The 25,195-nt window shown below is 73.4% G+C and carries 18 protein-coding genes; 10 read left to right on the forward strand and 8 right to left on the reverse strand.

Annotation, left to right across the window (positions count from 1 at the left end; all coding sequences use genetic code 11):
- The first annotated feature begins 23 nt into the window (after positions 1–23).
- The 9 genes from AB0C21_RS36580 to AB0C21_RS36620 all read left to right on the forward strand — a co-directional run bounded on the left by AB0C21_RS36580 (position 24) and on the right by AB0C21_RS36620 (position 9,828).
- Entirely contained in the window at positions 24–1,004 is a 981-nt protein-coding gene (locus AB0C21_RS36580; protein ID WP_141578287.1) for a ribose-phosphate diphosphokinase, read from the forward strand.
- 320 nt (positions 1,005–1,324) lie between these two features.
- On the forward strand, positions 1,325–1,960 hold the full coding sequence (locus AB0C21_RS36585) for a 50S ribosomal protein L25/general stress protein Ctc (RefSeq protein ID WP_500210532.1): 636 nt from the start codon (positions 1,325–1,327) through the stop codon (positions 1,958–1,960).
- A gap of 128 nt (positions 1,961–2,088) precedes the next feature.
- The gene (gene pth, locus AB0C21_RS36590; RefSeq protein WP_500210534.1) at positions 2,089–2,664 is read left to right on the forward strand and encodes an aminoacyl-tRNA hydrolase; all 576 of its coding nucleotides are present in this window, start codon (positions 2,089–2,091) and stop codon (positions 2,662–2,664) included.
- Positions 2,665–2,978: 314 nt separating this feature from the next.
- Entirely contained in the window at positions 2,979–4,454 is a 1,476-nt protein-coding gene (locus AB0C21_RS36595) for a sugar transferase (RefSeq protein ID WP_500210537.1), read from the forward strand.
- A 151-nt stretch (positions 4,455–4,605) separates the two neighbouring features.
- Entirely contained in the window at positions 4,606–5,550 is a 945-nt protein-coding gene (locus AB0C21_RS36600; protein WP_500210539.1) for a 3'(2'),5'-bisphosphate nucleotidase CysQ, read from the forward strand.
- Positions 5,551–5,642: 92 nt separating this feature from the next.
- Complete coding sequence (cysD, locus tag AB0C21_RS36605; protein WP_500210540.1) at positions 5,643–6,560, forward strand: sulfate adenylyltransferase subunit CysD; 918 nt, start codon at positions 5,643–5,645, stop codon at positions 6,558–6,560.
- A 62-nt stretch (positions 6,561–6,622) separates the two neighbouring features.
- Entirely contained in the window at positions 6,623–7,885 is a 1,263-nt protein-coding gene (locus tag AB0C21_RS36610; RefSeq protein ID WP_149261241.1) for a sulfate adenylyltransferase subunit 1, read from the forward strand.
- Positions 7,886–7,976: 91 nt separating this feature from the next.
- The gene (locus AB0C21_RS36615) at positions 7,977–8,873 is read left to right on the forward strand and encodes a glycosyltransferase family 2 protein (RefSeq protein ID WP_149260970.1); all 897 of its coding nucleotides are present in this window, start codon (positions 7,977–7,979) and stop codon (positions 8,871–8,873) included.
- A 91-nt stretch (positions 8,874–8,964) separates the two neighbouring features.
- A complete protein-coding gene (locus AB0C21_RS36620) occupies positions 8,965–9,828 on the forward strand; it encodes a hypothetical protein (RefSeq protein ID WP_500210542.1) in 864 nt (287 codons plus the stop codon).
- Between the two features lie 36 nt (positions 9,829–9,864).
- Here AB0C21_RS36620 and AB0C21_RS36625 read toward each other — a convergent pair whose 3' ends face one another.
- From AB0C21_RS36625 to AB0C21_RS36660, 8 genes are all read right to left on the reverse strand, one after another.
- Positions 9,865–11,184: an RCC1-like domain-containing protein gene (locus AB0C21_RS36625; RefSeq protein ID WP_500210543.1), complete on the reverse strand. Its 1,320-nt coding sequence runs from the start codon at positions 11,182–11,184 to the stop codon at positions 9,865–9,867.
- On the reverse strand, positions 11,181–12,500 hold the full coding sequence (locus AB0C21_RS36630) for a ParB N-terminal domain-containing protein (protein WP_500210545.1): 1,320 nt from the start codon (positions 12,498–12,500) through the stop codon (positions 11,181–11,183). Before AB0C21_RS36630 ends, AB0C21_RS36625 begins: the two co-directional genes overlap by 4 nt.
- The gene (locus AB0C21_RS36635; RefSeq protein ID WP_500210546.1) at positions 12,484–14,163 is read right to left on the reverse strand and encodes a lipopolysaccharide biosynthesis protein; all 1,680 of its coding nucleotides are present in this window, start codon (positions 14,161–14,163) and stop codon (positions 12,484–12,486) included. Before AB0C21_RS36635 ends, AB0C21_RS36630 begins: the two co-directional genes overlap by 17 nt.
- Positions 14,150–16,270, reverse strand: a complete 2,121-nt coding sequence (locus AB0C21_RS36640; protein ID WP_500210547.1) for a tyrosine-protein kinase domain-containing protein — start codon at positions 16,268–16,270, stop codon at positions 14,150–14,152. The genes AB0C21_RS36635 and AB0C21_RS36640 overlap by 14 nt, the downstream gene beginning before the upstream one ends.
- A gap of 89 nt (positions 16,271–16,359) precedes the next feature.
- Positions 16,360–17,835: a hypothetical protein gene (locus AB0C21_RS36645; RefSeq protein WP_500210548.1), complete on the reverse strand. Its 1,476-nt coding sequence runs from the start codon at positions 17,833–17,835 to the stop codon at positions 16,360–16,362.
- Between the two features lie 7 nt (positions 17,836–17,842).
- On the reverse strand, positions 17,843–18,706 hold the full coding sequence (locus AB0C21_RS36650; RefSeq protein ID WP_500210550.1) for a sulfotransferase domain-containing protein: 864 nt from the start codon (positions 18,704–18,706) through the stop codon (positions 17,843–17,845).
- Entirely contained in the window at positions 18,703–19,929 is a 1,227-nt protein-coding gene (locus AB0C21_RS36655) for a hypothetical protein (protein WP_500210552.1), read from the reverse strand. The genes AB0C21_RS36650 and AB0C21_RS36655 overlap by 4 nt, the downstream gene beginning before the upstream one ends.
- A complete protein-coding gene (locus AB0C21_RS36660) occupies positions 19,926–21,362 on the reverse strand; it encodes a hypothetical protein (protein ID WP_500210610.1) in 1,437 nt (478 codons plus the stop codon). The genes AB0C21_RS36655 and AB0C21_RS36660 overlap by 4 nt, the downstream gene beginning before the upstream one ends.
- A 399-nt stretch (positions 21,363–21,761) precedes the next feature.
- On the opposite strand from AB0C21_RS36660, the gene AB0C21_RS36665 reads away from it, so the two are divergent.
- Positions 21,762–24,602 (forward strand): PKD domain-containing protein, encoded by a 2,841-nt coding sequence (locus tag AB0C21_RS36665; protein ID WP_500210553.1) that lies wholly within the window; start codon positions 21,762–21,764, stop codon positions 24,600–24,602.
- Positions 24,603–25,195 lie beyond the last annotated feature (593 nt).

Genomic DNA, 25,195 nt, shown 5'->3' on the forward strand with positions numbered 1-25,195 from the left:
CCATTGAGGGGGAGTTGTCAGAGGTGAGTGGGATCAAAACGAGCGGCCAGAAGAAGCTGATGCTCTTCACCGGCCGAGCCCACCCTGACCTGGCCAGGGAAGTAGCCGACAACCTCCAGGTCGAGCTGACGCCGACGTCCGCCTACGACTTCGCCAACGGCGAGACGTTCGTGCGGTTCCTGGAGTCGGTGCGCGGCTCCGACGCGTTCGTGGTCCAGAGTCACACGGCTCCCATCAATCAGTGGATCATGGAGCAGCTGATCATGGTGGACGCGCTGAAGCGCGCGTCGGCCAAGCGGATCACGGTGGTGGCGCCGTTCTTCGGCTACGCCCGGCAGGACAAGAAGCACCGCGGCCGCGAGCCGATCTCGGCGCGGCTGATGGCCGACCTGTTCAAGACGGCGGGCGCCGACCGGCTGATCACGGTGGACCTGCACACCGCGCAGATCCAGGGCTTCTTCGACGGCCCGGTGGACCACCTGTTCGCGCTCGACCTGCTGGCCAGGCACTTCGAGAGCCGGCTGGACACCTCCCAGGTCACGGTGGTCGCGCCGGACGCGGGCCGGGTGCGGGTCACCGAGCGGTGGAGCGACCGGCTGGGCGGCGTCCCGATGGCGATCATCCACAAGAAGCGCGACCCGGACGTGGCGAACGAGGTCAAGGTGTTCGACGTCGTCGGCGAGGTCGCGGGCCGCACCTGCGTCGTGGTGGACGACATGATCGACACCGGCGGGACGATCGTGAAGGCGGCGGACGCGCTGTTCGACCAGGGCGCGACGAAGGTGGTCGTGGCGGCGACGCACGGCGTGCTGTCGGGTCCGGCGGTGGACCGGCTGAAGAACTCCCGGATCTCCGAGGTGGTGCTGACGAACACGCTGCCGATCCCGGAGGAGAAGCAGTTCGACAAGCTCACGGTGCTGTCGATCGCTCCGCTGGTCGCGCGGGCGATCAACGAGGTGTTCTCCGACGGCTCGGTCACGAGCCTCTTCGGCGGCCACAGCTAGGCCCTCGTTCCGGCCGCGTCGTCCGGCGCGGCGCGAGGCACCGGGATCGGTTCCGGCATGGGCGCGACGGGCGCGGCGGCGCCCATGGCGTCGGCAGGGCCTTGGCGTTGGGCGTTGCCGTGTTGGGCTAGACTTGTGCAACCGCGTATGCCCCAGGACGTTCAAGTGCGGTGCCGGCGCAGGGGCCGCACTCCCCGGGGAACGCAAACGAATCTTTGAGCGCGCCCGCCTTCGACGGCGCGCGAGGATCGCAACGCTCTGTCCGTAGCGGACGTCCGATGGCGGACGGCCGTGGATCGCAACAACGAGGAGTTTTCGCCGTGTCCGAGGTACGCATTGCCGCCGAGCCGCGCACCGAGTTCGGTAAGGGTGCCGCGCGGCGCACCCGCCGGGCCGGCAAGGTGCCCGCCGTCCTCTACGGTCACGGCACCGACCCGCAGCACATCTCGCTGCCGGGCCACGACCTGATGCTGGCCCTGAAGACGCCGAACGTGCTGCTGACCATCGAGGGCCTCGGCGGCGGCGCCGAGCTGGCGCTGCCGAAGGACGTCCAGCGCGACCCGGTCAAGGGGTTCCTGGAGCACGTCGACCTGCTGCTGGTGAAGCGCGGCGAGAAGGTCGTCATCGAGCTGCCGGTCAACCTGGTCGGCGACGTCGTCCCGGGCGGCGTCGTCCAGCAGGAGCTGGTCCAGGTGTCGGTCGAGGCGGAGGCGACGAAGATCCCCGAGGCCGTGGACCTGTCCATCGAGGGCCTCGAGGTCGGCACGCAGGTGCTGGCCGGCGACCTGAAGCTGCCGTCGGGCGTGACGCTGCAGGTCGACGCCGAGGCCCTCGTCCTGCAGATCGCCGACGCGACGGCGTCGGCGGGCGCGACGGAGACCGAGGCCGAGGCGGCCGAGGCGGCCGAGGCCGCGGCCGCGGCTTCCGAGGCCGAGGGCGAGGCCGCCGCCGAGTGACGGCGGCGCCGCCGGGCCCTCGCGGCCCGGCGCGCGGCCGCGTCGGACGGCGGGCCGCACGGTACTTCCACGGCCTCCGCGGGTGTGCGCACCGGCGGAGGCCGTGTTCGCGTGTGTGAGGAGTGCGGGTGGACGCGGATCTCTGGCTCGTCGTGGGGCTGGGCAACCCGGGGCCGTCGTATGCGAAGAACCGGCACAACGCGGGGTTCATGGTGCTGGACGTGCTCGCGGAGCGCGCCGGGGGCCGGTTCAAGTCGCACCGGGCGCGGGCGGACGTGCTGGAGGGCCGTCTCGCCGGGGCGCGGGTGGTGCTGGCGAAGCCGCGTTCGTTCATGAACGAGTCGGGCGGTCCGGTGAAGGGGCTGCGGGACTTCTACAAGGTGCCGGTGGAGCGGCTGGTCGTCGTCCACGACGAGCTGGACATCCCGTTCGGCGCGGTCCGGTTGAAGCAGGGCGGCGGCGACAACGGCCACAACGGGCTGCGGTCCGTCACCAAGTCGCTGGGCGCGAAGGACTACCTGCGCGTGCGGTTCGGGGTGGGGCGGCCGCCGGGGCGGATGGACGCGGCGGCGTTCGTGCTGAAGGACTTCTCCGCGGCGGAGCGCAAGGAGCTCGGCTTCGAGGTGGACCGGGCGGCCGACGCGGTCGAGGCGCTGCTGTCCGACGGACTGGCCGCGGCGCAGAACGCCTTCCATGCCGGATGACGCGATGCGCGGTCATTTCCATGCCGGATGAATATCATGCCGGATGACCGGATCCGGACGCCGTTCCGCGACCGGGCGGTCGCCGTGCGTATGGTGATCAAGGGTACGCGAGGTGCTTATTCGTACGCGTTCGCCCGCGTTTGTATGCATTGGTGGGGTGGTGTCCGCGTTTCCCCCGTGACCACGGCAAAGCGGCCGTAAGATGCAGGTCGATTGAGGTTCGGGCTTTCGTGTGAACCTCAGGCTGCGCTCAACCGTCTTCGGTGTGAATCGCGCTGACGGGGCGCGCGTTACAGGGGATTGGTGAGTGGTTTATGGCCGTCGTTGACAAGGTCCAGACCGAGTCATCGATCCGCCATGAGCACGAGCGCGCGTCGTCGCCGAACTGGAGCAGGACCTACCGCCGGCTCGCGCGGGGCCTCGACTTCGCCAGCATGCTGATGGCCGGCGTCATCGCCTTCGTGCTCAGGTTCCCGGGCGTCCCGACGGAGCTCGACGCGCCGTACGTGGTCCTGACCGTGGCCCTGCCCGTGCTGTGGCTGCCGACGCTGGTGCTGTGCCGGGCGTACCAGCCGCGGTACGTGGGCGTCGGCTACGAGGAGTTCCACCGGGTGCTGCGCGCCGGGTTCATCCTGACGGCGGTGGTCGCGATCGTGGCGTACGCCACGAAGACCGACGTCGCGCGCGGCTACGTGGTGATGGCGCTGCCCCTCGGGACGTTCCTGGCGCTGCTGGCCCGCTACCGGCTGCGCAAGTGGCTGCACAAGAAGCGCTGGCACGGCGAGTACATGCGGCGGGTCGTCGCGGTGGGGCACCGCACATCGGTGTCCGACCTGATCCGGTTGCTGCAGAAGAAGCGCTACCACGGGATGGACATCGCCGCGGTGTGCCTGCCCCCGGCGCTGGCGGCGGGCGAGGACGCGGTCGCCGAGGTGGAGGGCGTCCCGGTGCTGGGCGACTTCAGCCAGGCGGCGGCGGTCGCGGAGCGGATCGGCGCCGACTCGGTGGCCGTGCTGGCGTGCCCGGAGATGGACGGCGTGGCGCTGCGCCGGCTGGCGTGGCAGATCGAGCGCAACGACGTCGAGCTGGTCGTGGCGCCCGCGCTGATGGACGTGACCGGCCCGCGGATCTCGATCCGCCCGGTGTCGGGGCTGCCGCTGCTGCACGTGGAGCATCCGGAGCTGGACGGCGGCCGCAAGGTGCTCAAGGGCCTGGTGGACCGGGTGGTCGCGCTCGGCGGGCTGGTGGCGCTGAGCCCGCTGCTGCTGCTGATCGCCGTCCTGATCAAGATGTCCGGGGAGGGCCCGGTGCTGTTCCGGCAGACCCGCGTGGGGCGCGGGGGCCGGGAGTTCACGCTGCTGAAGTTCCGCACGATGGTCGCCGACGCCGAGGCGCGGCGGATGGAGCTGCTGTCGGCGAACGACAACGACGGGGTGCTGTTCAAGATCCGGCAGGACCCGCGGGTGACGCGGGTGGGGCGCCGGCTGCGCCGGTACTCGCTGGACGAGCTGCCGCAGCTGATCAACGTGCTGCGCGGCGAGATGTCGCTGGTGGGGCCGCGCCCGCCGCTTCCGGAGGAGGTCGCCCAGTACGGCGGGGACGTCTACCGGCGGCTGGTGGTCAAGCCGGGCCTGACCGGGCTGTGGCAGGTGAGCGGCCGCTCGGACCTGTCGTGGGAGGAGTCGGTCCGCCTCGACCTGCGGTACGTGGACAACTGGAGCCTGGCCCTGGACCTGCAGATCATGTGGAAGACGTGGTCGGCGGTGTTCCGCGGATCCGGCGCGTACTGAGCGGCCCGCCCGCCGTCCTCCGCGCCGTACCAGAGGCGGCCCCGGGCCCGTTCCGGGCGGGCCGCTGACCGGGACCTGGCCCGGTGGACCGGGCGCGCCGCATGAGAAAGTGGACCGAGCAGACCAGTCGAGTCGGGAATGTGATCTACAGATGACCGAGTCAGGGACGGTAGACGATCATTCGCTCGCGGCCGAGCTCGCCGGGGAGGCGGGCCGGCTGCTGCTGGGCGTGCGGGACGAGACGGGCTTCGCCGACGCGAAGGCCCTGAAGGACACCGGCGACCTGCGCGCGCACGAGTACCTGATGGCGGCGCTGGCCGAACGGTGTCCCGGCGACGCCGTCCTGTCCGAGGAGGGGCGGTCCTCGGTCGCGGGGAAGCGCTCCAAGGACGACGACCGCGCCCCGACCCGCAACACCGCCGACGCGGAGCGGCTCACGGCCTCCCGCGTGTGGATCGTCGACCCCCTGGACGGCACCCGCGAGTTCTCCGAGGAGGGCCGCCGCGACTGGGCCGTGCACGTGGCGCTGTGGGAGCGGGACGCCTCCGGAGCCGGCCGCCTGGCCGCCGGGGCCGTGGCGCTGCCCGCGCAGGGCCTCGTCCTCCGCACGGACGCGACGGGCGGCGCCTCGCTCGTCCGGACGGACCTCACCGGCGCCGACCCGGTCACGGGCGGGAGCGGGTCCGCCGCCGCGCCGCCGCCGCGCGAGGTCCCGCTGAACGTCCCGGCGCCGGACGCCGGCAAGCTCCGCATCGCGGTGAGCCGCACGCGCCCGCCGGAGTTCGTGCGGCGGCTGGCGGAGGCGATCGAGCCGGAGGTGGAGCTGGTGCCGATCGGGTCGGCCGGCGCGAAGATCTCCGCGGTGCTGCTCGGCGAGGTGGACGCCTACGTGCACGCGGGCGGCCAGTACGAGTGGGATTCCGCCGCCCCGGCGGCGGTGGCGCTCGGCGCTGGGGCGCACGCGTCCCGCGTCGACGGGTCGCCGCTCCGCTACAACCGGGAGGACCCCCGGCTCCCGGATATCCTGGTGTGCCATCCCGGGTCGGCATCGACGCTGCTGACCGGCATCCGGGAAGTGAGCGGCACGCTGCCCTGACGATCCGTCCCAGGGCGGGACCGAACCGGCGAGAGCCGGCCGCCGTGCCACCGGTTGCATCTGCCAGAACAGCGTGGAAAGAGCCCCAGACCATGCAGCGTTACGATTACCTGCTGTCCCAGCTGGACATCCTCGAAGCCGAGTCGATCCATATCTTCCGAGAGGTGGCGGCCGAGTTCGAACGGCCGGTGCTGCTGTTCTCGGGCGGCAAGGACAGCATCGTGATGCTGCGCCTCGCCCAGAAGGCCTTCTGGCCCGCCCCGATCCCGTTCCCGGTGATGCACGTCGACACGGGCCACAACTTCCCCGAGGTGATCGAGTTCCGCGACCGCCGGGTCGCCGAGCTCGGCGTCCGGCTGATCGTGGCCTCGGTGCAGGACGCGATCGACAGCGGCCGGGTGGTGGAGCAGAAGGGCCGCCGCGCGTCCCGGAACCGGCTCCAGATCACGCCGCTGCTGGACGCGATCGAGCAGCACCAGTTCGACGCGGCGTTCGGCGGCGCGCGGCGTGACGAGGAGAAGGCCCGCGCCAAGGAGCGGGTGGTGTCCTTCCGGGACGAGTTCGGCCAGTGGGACCCGAAGAACCAGCGCCCGGAGCTGTGGAACCTGTTCAACACCAAGATCGTGCAGGGCGAGCACGTCCGGGTGTTCCCGCTGTCGAACTGGACCGAGCTCGACATCTGGGACTACGTGCGCCGCGAGGAGCTGGAGCTCCCGCCGATCTACTTCGCGCACACCCGGCGGGTGTTCGAGCGGGACGGGCTGCTGCTGGACGCCGAGACGGGGTTCGCGAACCGCGGCGACGACGAGCCGGAGTTCTCCGCGACCGTCCGGTACCGGACGGTCGGGGACGCGTCCTGCACGGGCGCGGTGAAGTCGAACGCGGAGACGCTGGACGAGGTGATCGAGGAGATCGCGGCGACGCGGATCACCGAGCGCGGCCAGACCCGCGCCGACGACCGCACCAGTGAGGCCGCCATGGAGGACCGCAAGAAGGAGGGCTACTTCTGATGGCCAGCGCGAACGACCGGCCCGCCGAGTCCCGGCCGGCCACGGCCCCGTCGGCCAAGACGATGGACCTCCTGCGGTTCGCGACCGCCGGCAGCGTCGACGACGGCAAGTCCACGCTGATCGGCCGGCTGCTGTTCGACTCCAAGTCGATCTTCGAGGACCAGCTGGAGTCGGTGGAGAAGACCAGCGCCGACCGCGGCGAGGAGTACACGAACCTGGCGCTGCTGACCGACGGCCTGCGGGCCGAGCGGGAGCAGGGCATCACCATCGACGTGGCGTACCGGTACTTCGCGACGCCGCGCCGCAAGTTCATCATCGCCGACACCCCGGGGCACATCCAGTACACCCGCAACATGGTGACGGGTGCCTCCACCGCCGACCTGGCGATCATCCTGGTGGACGCCCGCAAGGGCATCCTGGAGCAGTCGCGCCGGCACGCGTTCCTCACCACGCTCCTCCAGGTCCCGCACCTGGTCGTGGCGATCAACAAGATGGACCTGGTCGACTACGAGCGGGGCGTGTACGAGCGGATCGTGGACGAGTTCACGGCGTTCGCCTCCAAGCTGGAGGTCACCGACCTGACGTTCATCCCGATCTCGGCGCTGCACGGCGACAACGTCGTCGAGCGCAGCGTGAACATGCCGTGGTACGAGGGGTCGTCGCTGCTGCACCACCTGGAGCACGTGCACATCGCCTCCGACCGCAACCTGATCGACGTGCGGTTCCCGGTGCAGTACGTGGTCCGCCCGCACGCGTCCACGGACCCCGAGCTGCACGACTACCGCGGCTACGCGGGCCAGGTCGCGGGCGGCGTGCTGAAGCCGGGCGACGAGGTGGTGCACCTGCCGTCCGGGCTGACCACGACGATCACCCACATCGACGGGCCGGGCGGGCCGGTGGCGGAGGCGTTCGCGCCGATGTCGGTGACGCTGCGCCTCGCCGACGACATCGACATCTCCCGCGGCGACATGATCGCCCGTCCGAACAACCGGCCCGAGACCGCGCAGGACATCGACGCGATGGTCTGCTGGATGACCCCGGACCGCACCCTCACCCCGCGCACGAAGCTGGTCATCAAGCACACGACCCGCACCGCGAAGGCGATGGTGAAGGAGCTGCACTACCGGCTGGACGTCAACACGCTGCACCGCGACGACCAGGCGGCGGCCCTCGGCCTGAACGAGATCGGCCGCGTCTCCCTGCGGGTGACGCAGCCGCTGTTCGTCGACGACTACGGCCGCAACCGCCTCACCGGCGGCTTCATCCTGATCGACGAGGCCACCAACAACACCGTCGCCGCCGGGATGATCACCGGCGCGCGCTGACCGTTCGCCGCGGGGCCCGCCCGGCCCCGCGGCCGCGTCCCCCAGAATTCCCTCCGACCCCCTCGAACCCCTACGACAAGGCAGGCCCTCGATGCCCCCGTCCGTCGGAGTCGTGCTCCCCACGCACAACCGGCCGGAGCTGCTGCGCCGCGCGCTGGAATCGGTGCTGGCGCAGGACTACGAGGGCGAGGTGCGCGCGGTCGTCGTCTTCGACCGGGCCGAACCCGACATGTCCCTCGCGGGGGACCGCGTCGAGGTCATCCGCAACACCCGGGCGCCGGGCCTCGCGGGCGCCCGCAACTCCGGCGTCCTCGCCCTCGGGACCGACCTGGTCGCGTTCTGCGACGACGACGACCTGTGGCTGCCCGGCAAGCTCGCCGCGCAGGTGAAGGCCCTGGAGGGCGAGCCGGACGCCGTGCTGTGCAGCTCCGGCATCCTGATCGACTTCGACGGGCGGGAGCTGCCCCGGCTGGCCGGCACGGACCGGGTCACCTACGACGCGCTGATCCGCGACCGGATGATGAGCGTCCACTCCTCCACCTACGTGGCGCGCCGCGAGCCGCTCATCGAGATCGGCATGGTGGACGAGTCGATCCCCGGCAGCCAGGGCGAGGACTGGGACCTCGCGCTCCGCGCCGCCCGCCGCCACCCGGTGCTGAACGTCGACGAGCCGTACGTCCGGGTCCTGTGGGGGCTGACGTCGTACTACGCGCAGGCGTGGGAGACGAAGGTGGCCGCGCTGGAGTGGTTCCTGGAGCACTACCCGGAGATCTCCGAGGAGCCGGGCGCGGCCGGGCGCGTCTACGGGCAGCTCGCCTTCGGCTGCGCGACCGTGGGGCGCCGCAAGGACGCGCTGCGCTGGTCGGCGCGTGCCCTGAAGGCGAACCCGGCCGAGCGCCGCGTCCCGTTCGCGCTGGCCGTGGCGTCCGGGGTCGTGTCCGGCAAGCGCGTCCTGCTGGCCCTGCACACCCGGGGCCGCGGCATCTGACGGGCTATGCCGATTCCCCGGCTTTCTCCACCTTGACCCACGTCGCGCCGGTAATGTCAATGGCCATCTCAGCGTTGAAGGAGCCTCTTCCGTGAACCACTTCTCGCGCCGCATCGTCGCGTCCGGGACGCTGGCGCTGGCCTTGGCGCCGGCGTTCGGAATGACCGCCGCGCCCGCCTTCGCGGGCGTCGACCTCGACGCGGTCGCCGAGGGCATCAGCGAGAGCGGCTACTACGTCGACTCCCACGCCAAGTACTACCAGTCGGACGGCGCGCAGGAGCTGCTCCGCTCGGCGCAGGGCCGGTCCGTCGCGGTCTTCATCGCGATCCTTCCCCCCGGCGACGACGCGGGGCAGGTGCTGAGGCAGCTCCCGGGCCTGATGAAGCGGAAGGGCACCTACGCGGTGCTGGCCGGCGACCAGCTGCGGGTGTCCTCCACGGCGCTTCCGGCCGCCCGGGTGAAGACCATCTACGACGGGGCCGTGAAGGGCAGCAAGGGCAAGCCCGACCTCGCCCTGCTGAAGTTCGTGCAGACGCTCCCGGAGTCGAAGTACGCGCCGCCGAAGCCCGGCAAGCCCGGCAACAACGGCAAGCCCGCCCCCGAGGCGTCGGCCAAGCAGGAGCAGGAAGAGGAGCGGACGCTCGCCCAGTCGCAGCCGACCGGCCCCGCCGCCGGCGCGGAGGTCCCGGAGAAGGACGACGGCTCGGCCATGCCGTACCTGCTCGGCGGGGGCGGCGCGGTGGTCGTGGCCGCCGCCGGGGCAGGGTTCCTGCTGTGGCGCCGCCGCTCCGCGACCCCGGCACCCGCCGGAGCCCCGACCGGAGCCCCGGCCCCCGGCGCCGCCGCATCCCAGCCCCCCGCGTCCGGAACCCAGCCCCCCGCGAGCGGCTCGCAGCCTCCCGCAGGCGGCTCTGAGCCCGGCGGAACCACCCCCGAGCCGCCCAAGACCCCCTGAGGGCTTGTAGAGGCTCCGGGCTGAGTTGAGGGGCGCTCAGGGCTTCGTCAGCAGGATTAGGTGGCGTTCGCCGACGCCTATCGACAGGGCGTCGGGCGGGGGCGTGCCCTCGGCCGTCATCACCGTGCCGGGGCGGCTGCGGGGGGTCCTCTTCCCGGAGCCGAGCTGGCCGCTGCCGCCCGCGCCCCAGGTCAGCAGGGTCCCGTCGGCGAGGATCGCGGCGCCGTAGGCCTCGCCCGCGAACACCCGGGTGGCGCGGCGCAGCTTCGGGCCGCCGCGTCCGACGACGGTGACGGGGACGGTGCTCGGCCGCACCGTGCCGTCCCCGAGCTGGCCCGCGGTGTTGTTGCCCCACGCGACGACGGTGCCGTCCTTGCGGAGCGCGTAGTTGTGCTTCTCCGCCGCGGCGACCGCGGCGACCCCGTCGAGGACGCCCTTGCCGCCCACGCCCGAGACGAGGGCGGGCGTGAGCCGGTCCCGGCGCGAACCGTCCCCGAGCTGGCCGAGCTCGTTGTGCCCCCAAGAGGCGACCCGCCCGTCGCGCAGCAGCGCCAGCCCGTGCTGGCCGCCGATCGCGATGCGGACGACGCCGTCCAACCGCGCGGCGCCGTCCAGGCCGCGCACCGGCACGGGCAGGGCCCGGTCCTCGCGGGTGCCGTCGCCGACCATGCCGTAGGCGTTGGCGCCCCACGCGAGCACCCGCCCGTCGCCGAGGAGCGCCAGCTCGGTGTGCCCGTCCGCCGCGATCGCCGTCACGCCGCTGAGCGGCCCGCGCCCGTCCGGCGCCCGTACGGTCGTCGGGACGAGCGGGGCCCTGCGCTCGCCGGTGCCGCGCTGCCCGGACGACGACTCGCCCCAGGTCACGACGGTGCCGTCCTTGCGCAGCGCCATGGAGAAGTCGTTGTTGGCGCTGACCGCGACGGCGTCGTCCAGCCGGCCGGGACGCCCGTCCGGCGCGCGGACGGGGACGGGGACGCCGCTGTCCCGCGTGGTGCCGTCGCCGAGCTGGCCGTCGTCGTTGGCGCCCCACGCGACGACCTCGCCGCCGTCGAGGACGGCCAGCGAGTGGCGGCCGCCGCCCGCGACGGCGACGGCGCGGTCGAGCCGGCCCCGGCCGCCGGCGCCGGTCACCGGGCCGAGCCGGGGATCGGCGGCCGCTCCCGTCCGGCCGAGCTGCCCGTCGGCGTTGAGGCCGCTCGTCCACACGGCGCCGCTCGGCCCGTCCACCGAACCGGCGGCGGGCGGCGGAGAGACCAGCGGCTCCCCGGCGGGCGCCGCCGACCCTCCGCACGCCGCCGCGGCCAGCAGCACCGGGACGGCGGCGAGCGCGGCGACCGAGCGGCGTGCCGGGGTCACGCCGCGCGGACGCAGGCGAACAGGTGCCTGGCGTAGTTGTCCTCGTACGGGGGGCGGGCGTCGTCGTCGGGGCCGAGGTCGATGATCTCGTCGAAGCCGGTGTTCTCCCGCAGGAACCGCGCGACGCGGGCGGGGTCCCAGCCGCGCAGCGACTCGGCGAACCACGCCTCGTTGTCCTGGCCGGTGTCGAAGAACAGCACCCGGCCGGTCGCGCGGTCCAGCAGCCGGATCAGCTCCTCGGCGCTGACCGAGCCGCGCCCGAGGACGAAGTGGTGCAGGAGGCTGAAGCAGGACACCACGTCCCAGCGGCCGGCGTCGTGCCCGCCGAGGAACTCGACGCAGTCGCCGGTGGAGATCGCGCCCTCCGGAAGCCCGTAGACGGCGCGGCCGAGCGGGACGGCCAGCGGGTCGCGCTCGATGCCCTCGGCGTCGAAGCCGCGCTCGGCCATCTTCGCGACGAACCAGCCGTAGCAGCTCGCGACGTCCAGGTAGCGGCCTCCGGCGAGGCCGCGCTCGCCGAGGAACGCGTCCATCTTCGCGAGCCGGTCGGTGCACTGCCGGACGGTCGTCCAGCCGGTCCTGAGCTCGGGCGCGTCGATCGGCTGGTAGAGCTCGTGGGTGCCGTCGAGCCAGCTCATCTTCAGCAGGAGGTCCTGCAGGGGCGTGGTGACGGGCAGCCACTTGGCGACGACGTTGGCGCCGTCGGCACCGCTCATCGCGGCGATGGCGAGCCGGTGGTGGCCGTCGAGGATCTGGTACTGGTCGGAGCCGCGGACGGGCGCGACGAGCACCGGGTCCTGCGGGCCGCTCTGCTGCGGGCGGGGCGCCGCGCCGGGCGCCTCCTCGCCCCGGTACCGCGCGATGAAGACGCGGGCGGCGGCGAGGACGCCCGCCTCGTCCGTGGCGCCGAAGTAGTCGCCGCCCGCCTCGATGCAGCGCAGCCCGAGCCGGCCGTAGCCGCTGGCGAGGATGTCGGCGTCGGTGAGCTCCGGCCGCTCGTCGGCGAGCCGCAGCAGCCCGACGTGCGGGCCGTCGAGGAACGGGGTGGACGGCCACAGCAGGTCGTCGGTGCGGTCGGCGAACTCGCGGGCCGTCCAGCCGCCCTGCGCGCCGACGAGCAACTGGTCGAACCGGACCGGCACCTTCCACGGGCGCCGCAGCACGGCGGTCGACACCGCGACACGGGCCGCGGCCGGGATCGGCAGCGAGCGCCCGGCGTCGACCAGCCGCCCGTAGACCGGGCCGCTGGGGGCGAGGCCGCTCTTGCGAAGCACCGCGCGGGACTTGCGGCGCACTTGGTCAATTCCCGTGGGCATGGATGCTCCTGGCAGGTGTCGGGTCGGTGGCGGGGGACGCGGTGGCGCCCGCGGGTGCGGTGCGGCCGCGCCTCCCCGGCAGCAGGGAGGCGAAGGCGGTGAGGGACAGCCGCTCGCGGCCGACCCAGAGGAGGGCGATGTACAGGAGCGCGCCCGGGACGAGCCCGGCGGCGAGGGCGGCCTCGCCGGAACCGGCGGCCAGCCGGACGGCCAGCGGCACCGCCGCGAAGCCGACCAGCGCCGAACCGCCCGCCCAGAAGAGCCCCGCGCTCGCCGGGGTCATGCCGAGGATCCTGCGGACCTGGACCAGGGCCAGCAGCGTCCGCACGAGCAGCCCGGCCGCCCGCGCCATCGCCGCCCCGGCGATCCCGAACGGCGGGATCAGCAGCACGTTCAGCACCAGGTTCACCCCGAGCGCGGCGCTCTGGTTGACCAGGCTGAGCCCGCTGCGGCCCGCCATCAGCAGCATCACGTCGCGGGCGCCGGTCGCGGTCGCGACCAGCATCGCCATCGCGAGGATCACCGTGACGACCTCGCCCGTCCCGCGGTAGCCGGGACCGAAGGAGCCGACGTACACCGGCGCGCCGACCGCGATCGACAGGTGCACCGGCCAGGCGAGCGCGAGGTTCCAGGACGCGCACACCGCGAACACCCGCTGCGCGCCCGCGCGGTCGGCGAGCGCCATCAGCCGGCTCACCGCGGGCTGCATGACGTTCTGCACGGCCTGGGTGACGAGCTGGCTGATCACGATGAACCGGGTCGCGGCGGTGTAGATCGCCGCTTCGCGGGGCGAGCTGAGCGCGGCGACGAGCACGATGTCGGCGCGCTGGAACGCCGTCTGGCAGATCTGCGCGAACGCGCGCGGCGCCGTGAACCGCCAGAAGTCGCCCGCCAGCGGACGCCACCCGGACGCGGGCTCGTCGACCGCGGCGACCGGCGTCCCGGCACGACTCCGGCGGCTGATCTTCAGGTACCAGAGGCCCGCGACGGCGAGGCACGGCAGGTACGGCGCCGCCCACGCCAGCGCGAGCCACACCGCGTCATCGGTGAGCAGCGCCGCCACGACGACCCCGGCGACCTGGAGCGTCTGCCGCAGGATCTTGTCGACGAGGACGGTGGGGCGCATCGAGCCGTGGCCGCGGGTCGCGGCGAGCAGCGCGTCGTGCGCCCCGGCGAGGGGCAGGAACAGCGCCAGGACCCGCACCATGCCCACGGCCTGGTGGGGGTCGTCGGCGCCGATGTGGCCCGCCGTCCACGGGGCGGTGAGGGCCAGCACGAGGCCCGCGAGCAGCGCCGTCGCGGCGACCGGGACCAGCGCGACCGGCACCGTCCGCCGCGCCGCGGCGCGGTCGCCGAGCGCGAGGTGGCGGGGCAGCCAGCGCAGCAGGCCCGCGTCCGTGCCGAGGCCCGACACGGCCTGCAGGATGATGAACAGCGACGTCGCGGCGAAGAAGGTGCCCGCGATCCGCTGCGAGTACAGGTGCGCGACCAGGAAGACGAGCGCGAGGCCCTGGACGCCCGCGACGGCCGCGCCGACGAGGTTCAGGGCGCCGCCCCTGGCCAGCCTGTTCAGGTTCGGCCCGGCCGCCTGGGGCTTCGGCCCGTCGGCCGCCGGGGACTTCGGGTCGTCCGCCTCGGCGCCGCCGGATTCAGGGCCCGGCATGCCGGCCGGCCCTGTGCGGCTTCTTGCCGTAGCGGGGCGCGACCTCCGGGGCCGCGTCTCCCGATCCCGCCGGGGGCGTCCCGTCGGCGCCGTCCTCCGGAAGCTCCGGCGGCATGTACTTGGAGATGTCCTCCTGCGTCCGCGTCGAGGCGGATTCCAGCGTCGCCTCGGTCTCCGGGTCGGCCGGCTCGGCGGGCTCGGCGTCGGACGGCGCGACCGGGCGCGGACGCGCCGCGCCCGTGCCCTGGGTGACGTCCGTGGGGGAGACGGGCTTGGGGGCGACGGGCTTGCCGGGCCCGGACGGGGGGTCGAGCGCGGGCGGGAGGGGGCGCCGCCGCGCCTCCGGCTGCGGCGCACCGCGCCGCGGAGCCGCCGCCGGGCGCGCCTCGCCCGGCCGGGGCGGCTGCTTGACCTGCGGCAGTGCCTGCGTGACGAGGGTTCCGGGGTCGGCCGGGTCCTCGTCGGCCTCGTCCTGCGGAACGCGCGGCTGGTCGTCGGCCCACGCGAGGGGGGCCTCCGGGGCGCGGCGCTTGCCGCCCCCGCGCGTCTCAGGGTGGCGGGTCTCGGCGCCCCGGCCCTCACCGCCCTGCGGAGGACGGGACTGGCGGGCGGGAGCCTGGCGGGACCCGCGCCCGCCCCGCGGCTCCGGCGGCTCCAGCAGGGCGCCGAGCACCGTGACGCCGGCGCGCTCGGCCTCCACGTACGCCTGCCGCAGCTCCTCGCGGGTCGTGACGCCCTGGTTGATCACGAGCACGACCGCGTCGACGAAGGTGCACAGCGCCTGCGCGTCGGCGTCGTGCAGGCTCGCCGCGTTCACGATGAGGTACTCGCTGCGGCGGCGCAGCACCTTCACGGTCTCGCGCATCCGCGGGCCGCTGAACCGGTGCGCGGCCTCGCGGGCCCGCGGGCCGCGCGGCAGCAGCCGCAGCTGCGAGTCGGTGTGGATCAGCAGGGTCGCCGGGTCGGTGCCGCTGAGCAGCGTGTCCGACAGCCCCTTGCCGCCCGGACGGGCGCCGAACAGGGTGCTGACGTCGGCGTCCTCGGTGGTCGCGTCGATCATGATGGTCTTCGCGCCGGCGAAGGCGAGCGAGACCGCGAGGTTGGCGCTCGCCAGCCGGGCGCTGCCGCCGGGGGTGGCGTTGCTGACCAGCAGCGCCACCGGGGTCTGCGGCGCGGTCGCCACGACCGCGGCGCGCAGCCGTCGGTACGCCTCGCCGACCGGGCTCTTGGGCGCGCTGACGAGGGCCAGCGTGTCACCGGCCGGGCCGCCCGAGGGGATCGTGGACAGCGTCCGGACGCCGAGCCCCTCGATCGTCTCGGCGTTGCGCAGCCGCTGGTTGAGCCGCTCCCGGAGCAGCATGATCACGAACCCGGCGACCAGCCCGAGCGCCAGGCCGACCGCGCCGTACATCGCGGGCCGCATGATGCCCGGCCCGCTCGGCGCGTCCGCGGGGGTGATGACCTGGCCGGGGTCGATGGGGGTGCTGGCGATGTCGTTGGACTGCTCGTCGATGACGCCGAGCTGGTTGGTGTAGGCGGTGACGCGCTGCTGGAGGGTGGCGCGCCGGGAGCCGGAGGACGCCGCCAGCTCGTTGTTCGCCCGCTGGAGCAGGCGCTCGACCCGGGCCGACTGCGCCTTCAGCTTGGCGAGCTGGTTGTTCACCACGGCCTGCGCGCGCTGCGTGCGGTACTCCAGGTAGGCGTCGGCGAACGCCTGCGCGCCCGCGCGGGCGTTGCCGGAGCTGCTCGCGGTGTAGGTCAGGTTCAGCACCTGGGTGTTGGGCGGGACGGAGACGCCGATGTCGCCCTCCGCCTCGCGCCCGAGCTTCTTCTCGACGATCTTGGCGACGCTGTCGGTGGCGACCAGCTGCGCCTCCGTCTGCAGGTTCACCAGGTCGTCTCCGCGGCCCTCCGGCGAGTACGGGTTGCCTTCCAGCGGGCTGACCAGCACGGTCGCCGTCGCCTTGAACGGCGGCGGAACAAGGATCTCCAGGGCGACGCCGGCCCCGGTGCCGAGCAGGGCGAGCACGATCAGCGCCCCCAGATAGCGCCGGACCAGGGAGAACAGCTGGCCTCCCTGGGGGTCGGCCGTCTGGTCAGCTCCCACGACGATCTCCCTCATCGATCAGAATCGTGCTAGGCGGAGTGTTCATCACGACTTTAACCGCGCGTTGCAAGAAGACGGTTCCGTTCATGTCAACCTCGTCCAGGGGCGCCGGCGCGGGCAGGGGTCCGTCGGGGGGCGTGCCGCTGCGCCGGGGAGTCGGGCCCGTCGAAGGCGGGAGCGGTCAGCACGATCACGCGCGCGGGGGTGGCGGCCTGGTCGAGGGCCAGCACCCCGCTCGCGACCTCGCGGTCCAGGGCCCGTCCGCGTTCGACCACGACCAGGGCCACGTCGCTGGCCCCGGCCGCGGCGATGGTGTCCGCGCCGTTGATGTCGGGGGTGGTGATGACGACGATGCGCGAGACGCGGCCCGCCTTGTCGACGGCGCGGGTGAGCTGCCGGTCGTCGTCGCTGCGCACCAGCCGGACGTCGAACGAGCGGCCGGTCCCGGCCGCGGCCCGCGGTTCGCGGATCTCCTCGCCGTCGGCCACGATGCGCAGCACCGTCGTCGGCGAGCCGCCCTCGGTGCACAGCTCGGCCAGCTCGTAGGCCACCTCGGTGCCGGCGGAGCCCGGCACCCCGGTGACCAGCACGGTGGTGGCGTCGGCGTCGAAGACCAGGTTGCGCAGCCGCCGCGAGACCTCGCGGTGCCCGCCGCCGAGCGCCGAGCCCTCCACCATGATCGGGAGCCGGCTGTGCAGCCGCAGGTCGGCGGGGCGCCGGATGCGGCGCGGCCGCGTCTCGCGGATCGCGACGTAGCCGAGCCAGCCGAGCAGCCCGAGGCCGATACCGGTCGCGCCCGCGACGTCGCGGCCGGGGTCGTCGCCCACCCGGGGGAGCGGCGCGCCGCGCAGCACCTCGCCGGGCTGCTCCTGCTTGCTCTTGATGGCCGCGACCTGCTTCTCCACGTCGCGGATCTGCTTCACCAGCGCCTGGCGGCGGGTGCGGGCGGTGAGCCGGCGCAGCTCCTCCTCGTCGCCGGGAAGCGCCGCGAGCTGCTTCTTCAGCAGCTCGGCGTTCTGCTCCAGCGCCTGCCGGTTGCGCTCCAGCACCTGGCCCATGATCCGCGTCCGCAGCGCCAGGTAGGTGTCGGCGACGACGCGGGCGCCGTCCTGGGCGGTCCGCGGCGTGCCGGCCCGCACCGAAATCGTGAGCACGTGGGTGTTGGACGGCACCGTCAGGCCGATGCGGTCGCGCAGCTCGGCGTCGGACGCCCGGAAGCCGGGCCGCGTCTTCAGCCTGGACAGCACCGCGTGCGACCAGACGAGCTGGGCCTCGGTGTCCATCGTCGTCTCGCGGGGACGGCGGGTGTCGGTGTCGATCGCCGAGCCGATCTCGATGGGCGGCCGCAGCGCGACCGGCGGCGCCAGCACGTAGATCTGCGCGGTGTAGGTCGTCGGCGTCAGCACGATCTTCACGATCCCGACGGCGCCCCCGGCCAGCAGCGCGATCAGCAGCGCCACCAGGTGGCGGCGGACCACGCCCGCGTACCGGGTGACCGGGATCGAGTCCGGCGCGAGCGGCGGTTCCGCCTGCACGCTGGCCGGGCCGAGGGTGCGTTTGCTCATCGCCGCCTCATCGCCGCCAGGAGGGTTCGGCGCCGAGGAGCGCGGCGAGCTTGTCGTCCCAGGGGGCGTAGTGGTCGGCCATGCGGCGCTGGAGGTCGTCCGGCAGGGGGGAGCCCGGCCGGGCGTTGTGCCGCTCGAACGACTCGGGACGCCACGGCGGCAGCCCGAGGAACTCCAGGATGGAGTCGTAGCAGGCCTCCGGCTCGGAGAAGAAGTCCTCCGCGAACGCCACGTGCACCCTGTCGCGCCCGAAGAGGGCGAACAGCCGCTCGATCTGGTCGGCGTAGTGGCCGCGGTCCAAATAAGAGTGGTGCCGGTGGCTGTGGCTCACGTAGGAGGGGTCGGCCTTGATCTTCTCGACCTCCCCGGCGAGCCGCTCGGGCTCCAGGTCCAGGGCCCGCTCGAACGGCTCGGTCTCGAACCCCCGCGCCAGCTCGTGCTTGTGGGCGGAGTAGGCGCGCACCACCGGGTCGCGCAGCAGGACGATGAGCTTCACCCCGGGCAGGTCCCGGGCGATCCGCTCGGGTGCCAGCGGGTGGTGCATGTAGTAGCCGGCGGACTCGAACGCCTGCGGGGCGGTGCCCTGCGTGCGGCGCTCGGCGAGCGCGCGGACCGGGAAGTGCCCCCGGTACCAGGCGAGGCCGCGCGGGTAGTTGACGTCGAAGTAGTGCACGCCCTTGTGGAAGTTCGGCTGGACGGTCGCCGGGTGCGCGGCCAGGGCGCGGAACAGCGAGGTGGTGCCGCCGCGCTGCGTGCCGACCATGAGGAAGTCCGGCAGCATCCGGGTGCCGGAGGTCAGCCGTCCCCCCGCCCGGGTCGCGGCCCGTCCCGCCTCCTTGACCCACTGGGGGGCGTCACGACGTGAGATCACGGGGTTCCTCCAGGGGTCGGTTCCGGCGGGGTGGTGTGCAGGAGCGCGAGCAGCCGCTCGGTGTCGGCGCGCAGCGGCCCGCCGATCGGCTCCTGGGCGGCCAGGAGGTAGCGGCGGCACAGCTCCAGCAGGTAGAGCCGGACGGTCGCCGCCGCGGCGGGGCCGGTCGGCCCGAGCGGCGCCAGCAGGGCGGCGGCGCCGTCCGGCCAGGCGGCGTAGGGCGGCCCGGACGCCGTGCGCATCGCCTCCTGGAGCCGGTAGTGCAGCAGGTCGAAACCGCCCGGGACGCCGCGTGAGAACCGCTCCCAGTCCCACAGGCGCAGCACGCCGCGGTGCCAGGCCATGTTCCACGGCGTCCAGTCGCCGTGCCAGGCGCCGAAGTCCAGGACCAGGTCGCCGTGCGCCTTGCCGGTGCTCTCGACGACCTCGCCGAAGACGGCGCGCTGCCGCTCGTCGATGACCCGGCCGGGGCTCGCGGCCATCTCGTCCCAGTAGGCGCTGGCGCCCAGCGGCCCCCGCTCGACGCCGCCGACCTCGAACAGCGCCCGCATCTGGGCGGTCGGGGCCTGCTCGCGCCGGCGCAGGCCGAGCGCGCCGGTCGGGAGGGGTTCGAGGACGAGCAGGTCGAGGCCGCGCCACGTTCCGTGGTGGAGCAGCCGGGGGACGTGCAGGCCGCCGCGCGAGCCCGGGCCGGGCAGGCGGTCGTTCAGGTAGGACAGGGCCTCGGCCTCGCCGGCGAGCAGCCCCCGGGCCGTGCCGGTGTCGCCGATCTTGACGAACGCGACGGCCTCGCCGCGCGGCGAGAGCGCGTGCAGGATCGGCTTGCGGTTGGCGCGGGCGCTCCCGAGCCCCACGCTGACCACGACCGGCCGGCCGAGCAGTTCCGACAGCCGGTCCTCGATGGAGGGGCCGCCGCCGGTGACGCGGAGCCGGTCGCGGAGCGTCCGCTCCGGCAGCCCGGTGCGCACCGCCGCCGCCGTCAGGCCGCGGGAGGCGCGCTGCTTCAGGCCGAGGTCGTGGCTGTAGCGGCGCAGCGCGGCCGCCGCGGCGCGCGGCATCCCCGCCGGGACGAGCAGGCGCGGCCGCTCCGCGTTGGGAAGGAAGGCCAGCTCACGGCGCGCACCCTCGGCTCGGCCCGGCGGGACGGCCTCGACCCGCGCGTCCGGCCACAGCTCCTCCACCGCCGTGATCCAGGCGGCCCGCGTCTCCTCCGCCGCGCTCACGGCGCCGCCTCGGCGGGAACCGGCTCCTCGGCCGGGGCCTCGTCCTCGGCGAGGGACCGGGCACGGGCGCGCGGCCGCGCCTCGGCGCGGGCGTCCCTGCTCGCCCGCCACATCAGGCCGACCGCGATCATCACCGTGTACAGCGGTACCTCCACCATGTCGTAAGTGATCATGAACAGGCCGCAGGCGATCAGGACGGAGCAGCCCGCCAGCGAGTACGCGCCGCGTTCCCGGCAGTGCCGGAGGAACCGGACGGCGAAGAACGCGCAGAACGCGATCGTCCCGACGATGCCGTTGGCGAACAGCAGGAGCCACAGGTGGCCCTGGGTGCCGAGCGGCGGCGAGCCGCACGCCTTGCAGCCGATCTTGTCGCCGCCGGAGACCTGGCCCAGGTCGCCCTGGACGTTGCGCGTGGAGCCGAAGCCGACCAGCGGGGAGCCGGTGAGGGCGCTGCGGGTCGTCTCCTCGGCCAGCAGGGTGCGGCGGTTGTTGCTGTGCGGGTTGTCGAGGCGGTCCTGGACGAGGCCGGGCAGCGGCGACAGCGCCACGACGATGGCGCCCGCCGCGGCCATCCCGGCCGTCCAGGCGATCACGCGGGGCCCGCCCACCTGGAGCAGCTTCACGACGCCGAACAGGCCGATCGCGCCGAGCGCGCCCCACAGCCCCCGGTTCAGCGAGTACACGACCGGCCACAGCGACGCGGCGAGGACGGCCAGCCCGAACACGCGGCGCCGCATCTTGGCGCGGACGATCCAGGTCAGCAGGAAGTACGGGAGGAAGAACGCGTAGGCGGAGCCCCAGGTGTTGGCGTAGGCGAACGGCGCCATGGGCCTGGACTGCTCGAACCCGAGGATCGACTCGATGTCGGCGACCTTCGGGTGCACGATGTCGCGGACGAAGGAGTTGCCGGTCAGCCCGTGCGGCAGCACCATCTCCACCGGCGAGGTGAGCTGGATCGACGGGAAGAACGACCCGATCAGCCCGCCGACGGTCGTCACGATGAACATGTAGCCGAGGAGCCTGCCGACCTTGCCCGACGGCAGCTCCCGCTCGCTCATGTTGCCGACGTAGAGCAGCACGATGGTGGACGACAGGTACCAGGCGAGCCGGTAGCCGTACACCAGGAGCCGGCTGAACCCGCCGCCCGGTTCGGCGAGGGGCGCGTCGGCCCACAGCACGAGCACGCCCAGCACGACCCAGAGCAGGAAGAACAGCCACGCCGCGAAGCCGCTGGGCGCGACCAGGGTGCCGCGCCGACGCCACAGCGTCATGGCCATGGGCACGCTGATGACCAGCAGCACGACGTTCGCCAGGCCCAGGAGCCACCACACGGGGAAGCCGAGCAGCGCGACGCTCAGCGCCCAGCCCGGCCGCAGGCGCCAGGGCAGCAGCCGCGGCGTCGCGAGAGGGGTGCTCCCCGCGATCCCTCGCATCCCCGACAATCACCGCTCCGTTTCCCCTGGGACGCGCCTTCGGCCGCGGACCGCGCCGTCCGGCCCCGGAGGCGCGCCGCCCCCTGGTGGAGGACGTCCTGCTTCTTACCAGGGACGACAGCGGACGGTGGCCACCTTCGGCCACACGGTCCGGTGCTCCAGCGCGAGCCGGCACGCGTCCTTTCGAGGTGCGCAGCGTACCCCGCGAGGCGCGATGGACGTGCCCGCCGGGCCGCGTCCGGCGCCCCGCGGCGATCGGATCGCCGTGCTGTTCGGTGGTCGAAACCGAAAAGTTAGTGATCAAACGGCGGTTTCGGTGGCTCGCTGGCTACGATTGCGCGGCGCCGTGTGCCCATTCGGTGAACACGGCGGCTTACTTCTAACTGCACGGAGGGGTCGATGGGCAGACGCAGGTGGGGGGCTCTGGCCGCGGGGGCCGCGCTCGCACTGGCGACGCTTACGGGGAGCCTCGCCGCGGGCACCCCGGCGCGCGCGGACCAGAGAGGGTCCGAACCGGGGCACGGCAAGGTCGTCAACGCCGACCCGGCGAACTACACGCCGAACGTCATCGACGGCGAGGTCAAGTCGATCATCAAGATCGGCGGCAAGATCTACGTCGGCGGCTCGTTCACCCAGGTGAAGGAGGTCGGCGCCAACAAGCCGACGCTGGTCCGCAACCGCCTGTTCGCCTTCGACGCCGCCACCGGCGCGATCGACCCCGACTTCGTCCCGAACCTCAACAAGGGTGAGGCCAGCGCGCTGCTGCCCGCCCCCGACGGCAAGTCGATCTACGTCGGGGGAAGCTTCAGCGAGATCAACGGCGTCCGGCACTTCGTGCTCGCCCGGATCAACGCCCAGACCGGCGCCCCCATCGCCTCGTTCGACCCCGAGCTCGACGCCAAGGTCCGCGACCTGCGGCTGGCGGGCGGCCGGCTGTACGTCGGCGGCACCTTCGCGACGGTCGGCGGCGCCGCGCGGGCGGCCCTCGCCACCCTCGACCCCGAGACGGGCGCCCGCGACGACTTCGTGAACCTGAACATCGCCGGCACCCAGACCGGCGACGGCGTCACCCAGATCTACAAGATGGACGTCAGCCCGGACGGCTCCAAGCTCGTCGGCATCGGCAACTTCAGCTCCGTCGCGGGCAGCACCCGGCGGCAGATCGTCATGGTGGACCTCACGGGCCAGTCCGCGGCGCTCGCGAACTGGGACACCGTCCGCTACGCCGACCAGTGCTCGCAGTCGTTCGACACCTACATGCGCGACGTCGAGTTCTCCCCGAACGGCTCGTACTTCGTGGTGACGACCACCGGCGCGTACGGCGGCTCCGCGAAGCTGTGCGACACCCAGGCCCGCTGGGAGAGCGCCGCCACCGGCGGCGGCCAGCAGCCGACCTGGGTGAACTACACCGGGGGCGACACCACCTACGCCGTGGAGATCACCGACACGGCCGTCTACACCGGCGGCCACTTCCGCTGGGCGAACAACCCGTTCGCCGGCGACAGCCCCGGCCAGGGCGCCGTCGGCCGCGAGGGCATCGTGGCGCTCGACCCGGTCAGCGGCCTGCCGTTCAGCTGGAACCCGGGCCGTGACAAGGGCGTCGGCGTCTTCGACATGCTGGCCACCGACGAGGGCCTGTGGATCGGCAGCGACACCGACAACGTCGGCGGCGAGTTCCACCAGAAGCTCGCGCTGTTCCCGGTCGCGGGCGGCGCGACCATCCCCGCCTACAGCACCGGCGAGCTGCCCGGGAACGTCTACTCCGGCGGCGGCATCGGCACCGGGGCCGCCAACTACCTGAGGCACCGCTCGTTCGACGGCACCACCACCGGCGCCGCGGTCGAGGACGGCACCGCGGGCGTCGACTGGCGGACCGCGCGCGGCGCGTTCATGGTCAACGGCGAGCTCTTCTACGGCTCGTCGGACGGCCAGTTCCGGCGCCGCACCTTCGACGGCACCGCGCTCGGCGCGGCGACCGCCATCAACACCGCCGACCAGCTCACCAACATGACGACCTGGCACTCGCAGGTGCCGAACATCACCGGCATGTTCTTCGCGAAGGGCCGGATCTACTACACGCGCGGGCAGTCCGCGCTGTACTACCGGACGTTCAACCCGGAGAGCAACGTCGTCGGCGCCCAGGAGTTCACCGCCGTGGGCAACCTGGCCGGCATGAGCTGGAGCTCCGTCGGCGGCATGTTCGTCGACGGAGCGAACCTCTACTACGTCAACAACTCCAACGGCCGCCTCTACCGGGTCGCGTTCTCGGCGGCCGGGGTGCCGTCCGGCGCGTCGACCGAGGTCAGCACCGCCGACTGGCGCGGCCGGACGGTGTTCCTGTACGCGGGGACGCCGAACCAGCCGCCGAACGCCGCGTTCACCGCCAACTGCGACGCGCTCGACTGCGCGTTCAACGCGGCGGGCTCGTCCGACTCCGACGGTTCCATCGCCTCCTACGCGTGGGACTTCGGCGACGGCCAGAACGGCACCGGCGCCACGCCGCAGCACGCGTTCGCCGCGGCCGGCACCTACACGGTGAAGCTGACGGTGACCGACGACCGCGGCGGCAAGGGCACCAAGTCCCAGGACGTCACGGTCGCCCCGAACCAGGCGAACATCGGCTACCGGGGCGGCTCGGGCGGCAACGGCAACGTCATCACGGCGTGGGCGCAGGTGCCTCCGGCGGTCCAGCCCGGTGACGGCATGCTGCTGATGCTGACGTTCAACAGCAGCTCCGCGACGATGACGACTCCGCCGGCCGGCTGGACGCAGGTCGGCACGCAGGTCGCGGGCACCGCGACGTCCGTCGTCTGGAAGCGCGTCGCCCAGGCGGGCGACGCCGGAACGCAGGTCGACATCGGGCTCAGCGCCTACACCAAGGCCGACATCCGGCTGCTCGCCTACGAGGGCACCAACGCCACCGACCCGGTGGCGGCGGTGGCCAAGAGCAGCGACGACGGCACCGTCACCGAGCACACCAGCCCGACCGCGCAGGTGGACGCCGCCGGCTCGTGGGCGGTGACGTACTGGGCGGACAAGTCGTCCAGCACCACGTCCTGGACGGCCCCGGCCGGCGTGGAGACCCGCGGCATCGGCATCGGCTCTGCCAGCGGCCGCATCACGGCCCTGGTCGGTGACAGCAACGGCACGGTCGCCACCGGCACCTACGGCGGCAAGACGGCGACGACCGACGCCGCCAGCCGCGCCGCGATGTGGACCATCATCCTGGCCCGCAAGTAAGAAGCACCACCGCCCGAACGACGCCCCCCGCCGGACCACCGGCGGGGGGCGTCGCACGTAACGGAGGGCCAGCGCGAGAAGCAACCAGCACCACCGACCCACCCGCCGCCAAACCACGCGGTGAAGCAGAAGCGGCCCCCCGAAGCCAAGCCACAACGACCCGAAAACCCACGCGCAGCCCAGGCCCGAGTGAGGACCCGGCCCGCGCGAGGGGCAGGGCTCGCGTTGAGGACACGCCACATGGAGGGCGGGCATGCGTCAAGGGCAAGTCCGCGAAGGACAGCCCACGCGGTGAAAAACGCGCTGCGTGAAGGCGGGCCCGCGTGAGGAGCAGGGCTGCGTCACGGGCAGGGCCGCCGCCTGAGGGGCAGCCCAACGCGGAGGACGCGCCGCGTGGAGGACGGGCCCGCATCAAGGGCAAGGCTGCGAAGGACGGCTCACGCGGTGGAGGACGGGCCCTGTGATGGGCGGACGGCGTTACGGGTGGGGCCGTCTGAGGGGCGGGCTTGCATGGAGGGCGGGGGCGCGTGAAGACGCGGTGCGCGAAGGGGAGGCCTTGGGAAGGGCGGGCTCGCTATAGGGGCGGGCCGCGG

The sequence above is a fragment of the Spirillospora sp. NPDC049024 genome, from assembly GCF_040649235.1.
Lineage (GTDB): Bacteria > Actinomycetota > Actinomycetes > Streptosporangiales > Streptosporangiaceae > Spirillospora.